Below are 3,164 nucleotides of genomic sequence, written 5' to 3'. Positions count from 1 at the left end.
ATCAAATAATTTAACAAACAGGATAAAGAATTCATAAGAGAATTTATATATTTTTCTAATTAGGAGTGATTATTTTGTCACAACAACAACTAAAAAAGGATATTGGTTTCTTTGCAGCATTAACCACAGTTATTGGTACCGTTATCGGCGCCGGAGTATTTTTCAAGCCCACTGCATTATATGGAGTAACAGGAACAGCTAGCCTAGGATTACTTGCATGGGTAATTGGTGGTATCTTGACCGTTTGCGCAGGACTAACTGCTGCTGAACTATCTGCTGCTATTCCTGAAACGGGGGGAATGATGGCATATTTAAAGAGGACTTATGGAAACTTAACTGCTTTCTTGCTTGGCTGGGCACAAACTGTCATATACTTCCCTGCAAATATTGCAGCTCTTGCTATTATTTTCGGGACACAAACGGTTAGTTTATTTGGCCTAAATGTTAATGAACACAAAATGCTAATTATCGCAATTGCAATTATCACAGCAACATTTGTAACTCTTATGAACTTTTTAGGAGCTAAAGCGGCTGGCGGTATCCAAATGGCTTCGACTATATGTAAATTGCTTCCACTAGCATTGATTATTATTTTTGGATTACTACACAAAAGTGACGTTACTTTTCAGCTTTTTCCAATTGAGGCAGGGCCAAACAAATCTATGATATCTGCACTTGGATCTGGTTTACTCGCAACGATGTTCGCCTATGATGGCTGGATTCATGTAGGGAACATTGCTGGAGAAATGAAAAACCCTAAAAAAGACTTACCTAAAGCAATCGTATTAGGATTATCAACAGTAATGGTTGTGTATTTATTAATTAATGTCGCGTTCCTAATGGTCATGTCTGCAACATCACTCGCAGGTACTGATACACCAGCCTCTCAAGTAGCTACAATCCTTTTTGGGGCTATGGGAGGAAAACTAGTTACCATCGGTATTTTAATTTCCGTATTTGGAACGATTAATGGTTATATTATGACGGGAATGCGAATTCCTTATGCCATGGCTATTGAGAACAAATTACCATTTAGTAAATGGTTTGCTACTTTATCTAAAAATAGTCGTGTCCCTTATAATTCTGGTCTATTTATGCTATTTATTTCAATTATTATGATGGCCGTCGGCGGATTCAATACTCTTACTGATATGTTGGTATTTGTAATATGGATATTCTACACGATGACATTCCTTGCTGTATTCATCTTACGAAAAAGGGAACCCGAACTTGTGCGACCTTATAAAGTTCCATTGTATCCTTTTATACCATTAGTTGCTATTATTGGCGGATTGTTCATTGTTATTAATACCTTATTCACTCAACCTCTGCTAGCTTTATGTGGAATAGGTCTAACTGCACTCGGCCTCCCTATTTATTACACTATGCGTAAAAAGGGACAATTTGGTTTAGAAAATCATAACGAGTAGAACAGTCTTTCTTAAAGATGTGATACAAAATTTTATGATTAGATTGCAATTAATAAATAGTATATTTTACTTCTTTATCCTTCTAAAAGATACATTAGTCTAACAAATAATAAACAAGGAGAACCCTTTTTGGGTTCTCCTTGTTTATTATTTGCCAGTGTTCTAGTTCTTTATCCTAAGTTAATTTACGCTTTATCCATGTTGCATTTCTACCTTTAGAAACTAATTTAATGTATCCCTGTGAATTTAAAGCGTGTAATGTTTTATTTATAGTACTTTCACTTATGTCTGGATACATGTTTCGAATATTTTCTTTAGTAAAAGGATTATCTTGTCTGTCTATGTATTTTTCAATTCTTTTTCTTTTAGTATGAGTGCTAATACAATTTTTTATTACACAATATTAATAGTTTCAAAGTTTTCACGCACTACTTCACTTGCTTTTAAATTATTTAGCTTTCCTAGTTGCTTCTCTGTTTGGTACATCAAAAATATAAATAAAATTATCACCGTGAAACCTATTGCTAGTGCAAATATAACGTAATTTTTAATTAAGATATATAAAACTTTATTTTTCATAAAGTTCTTCCTTCCTAGCAAATCTATACCCAAGCCCCCGGATCGTTTTTATATAAACTGGATTCTTAGGAGAATCCTCTAATTTTTCTCGTAGTCTACTAATATGAACCATAATTGTATTATCATCTGCACAGTAATAATCAGACCATACACTTTCAAAAACTTGTTTTTTAGTAAATATTCTCCCTGGATCCCCCATAAAAAGTGTTAAGATTTTATATTCCGTAGCACTGAGAGTAATGGTTTCGCTTGATTTATAGAGTGTACAAGAATGATGATCTAATATTAAATCACCCATATGAATTTGCTTCTCCTTACCTTCTACAGCCTTATCATTAAATTCATAGGACCTTCTAAGGTGAGCTTGAACTCTAGCTATAATTTCTAAAGCACTAAATGGCTTTGTAATGAAGTCATCTGCTCCAATCCCTAAACCTATAATTTTATCTACTTCTTGAGATTTAGCTGACAATATAAGTATTGGGAATTGTAGCGTCTCACGAATCTTTTTAATTAATTGATAACCATCCATTTTAGGCATCATAATATCAACAATAGCTAAATCAATATGATTTTCTTCTAGACACTTTAAAGCACCTTCACCATTTGAAGCCTCTACAACAAAAAAAGTCTCCATTTCTAAAAAAAGCTTTAAAAGATCAACAATATCTTTGTCATCATCAACAATTAATATATTTTTTTCATACTCTCCCTCACATCAGTCAGAATTTTCAAAAATACATTTAAGGTTATTGTAAGGTAAATGAAAGTGACATGAAAAACTAACCGTTTAATATACAGGTATGAATTAAAAAAGGAGGTATTATCACATGAAAAAATTTGTTGGAATTGCGTTAGCTACTACCATTGGAATTGGAAGCTTAGGAACTTTTGCTACTACTAAAACTTACGCTGAAGTAAACAATCCAGAATCAACAAAATCGGTTTATCAAGTATCTGATGTGCAAGGTGAATTTATGCACATTAAAGTGGGGAAACCTTGGTCAATGACGCCAAGCGGAAATCAATACAAATATGTCTTATTTAGTAAAAATAAAATTTATGTCAACCCTAAAACTGGTGTTGTAACAGCGTATGAAGAAGGAGCAGCTGAAGGCAGAGTACTCGATAAAAATGGAAATGTAATTGCTATTT

At 33.2% G+C, this 3,164-nt stretch carries 3 protein-coding genes and 2 pseudogenes; 2 read left to right on the top strand and 3 right to left on the bottom strand.

Going from position 1 to position 3,164, the window contains the following annotated elements; translation table 11 throughout:
* Window positions 1–74 precede the first annotated feature (74 nt).
* Complete coding sequence (locus tag ACQGSG_RS27900; RefSeq protein ID WP_087964769.1) at window positions 75–1,430, top strand: APC family permease; 1,356 nt, start codon at window positions 75–77, stop codon at window positions 1,428–1,430.
* A gap of 175 nt (window positions 1,431–1,605) precedes the next feature.
* Here the strand turns inward: ACQGSG_RS27900 and ACQGSG_RS27895 are convergent.
* From ACQGSG_RS27895 to ACQGSG_RS27885, 3 genes and pseudogenes are all read right to left on the bottom strand, one after another.
* A pseudogene (locus tag ACQGSG_RS27895) lies at window positions 1,606–1,833 on the bottom strand (Fic family protein); the annotation flags it as partial.
* A pseudogene (locus tag ACQGSG_RS27890) lies at window positions 1,833–2,009 on the bottom strand (sensor histidine kinase); the annotation flags it as partial. The pseudogenes ACQGSG_RS27890 and ACQGSG_RS27895, both read right to left, overlap by 1 nt.
* Window positions 1,999–2,703, bottom strand: a complete 705-nt coding sequence (locus tag ACQGSG_RS27885; RefSeq protein WP_426948564.1) for a response regulator transcription factor — start codon at window positions 2,701–2,703, stop codon at window positions 1,999–2,001. The pseudogene ACQGSG_RS27890 and the gene ACQGSG_RS27885, both read right to left, overlap by 11 nt.
* Window positions 2,704–2,839: 136 nt before the next feature.
* On the opposite strand from ACQGSG_RS27885, the gene ACQGSG_RS27880 reads away from it, so the two are divergent.
* On the top strand, window positions 2,840–3,164 hold a 325-nt coding region (locus ACQGSG_RS27880), incomplete at its 3' end, for a hypothetical protein (RefSeq protein ID WP_426948562.1).

This window comes from Bacillus sp. GMa5/1 (genome assembly GCF_050172015.1).
GTDB lineage: Bacteria > Bacillota > Bacilli > Bacillales > Bacillaceae_G > Bacillus_A > Bacillus_A cereus.
Note: the sequence above shows the minus strand (reverse complement) of the source record. Positions and strands in the feature narration are given on the sequence as shown.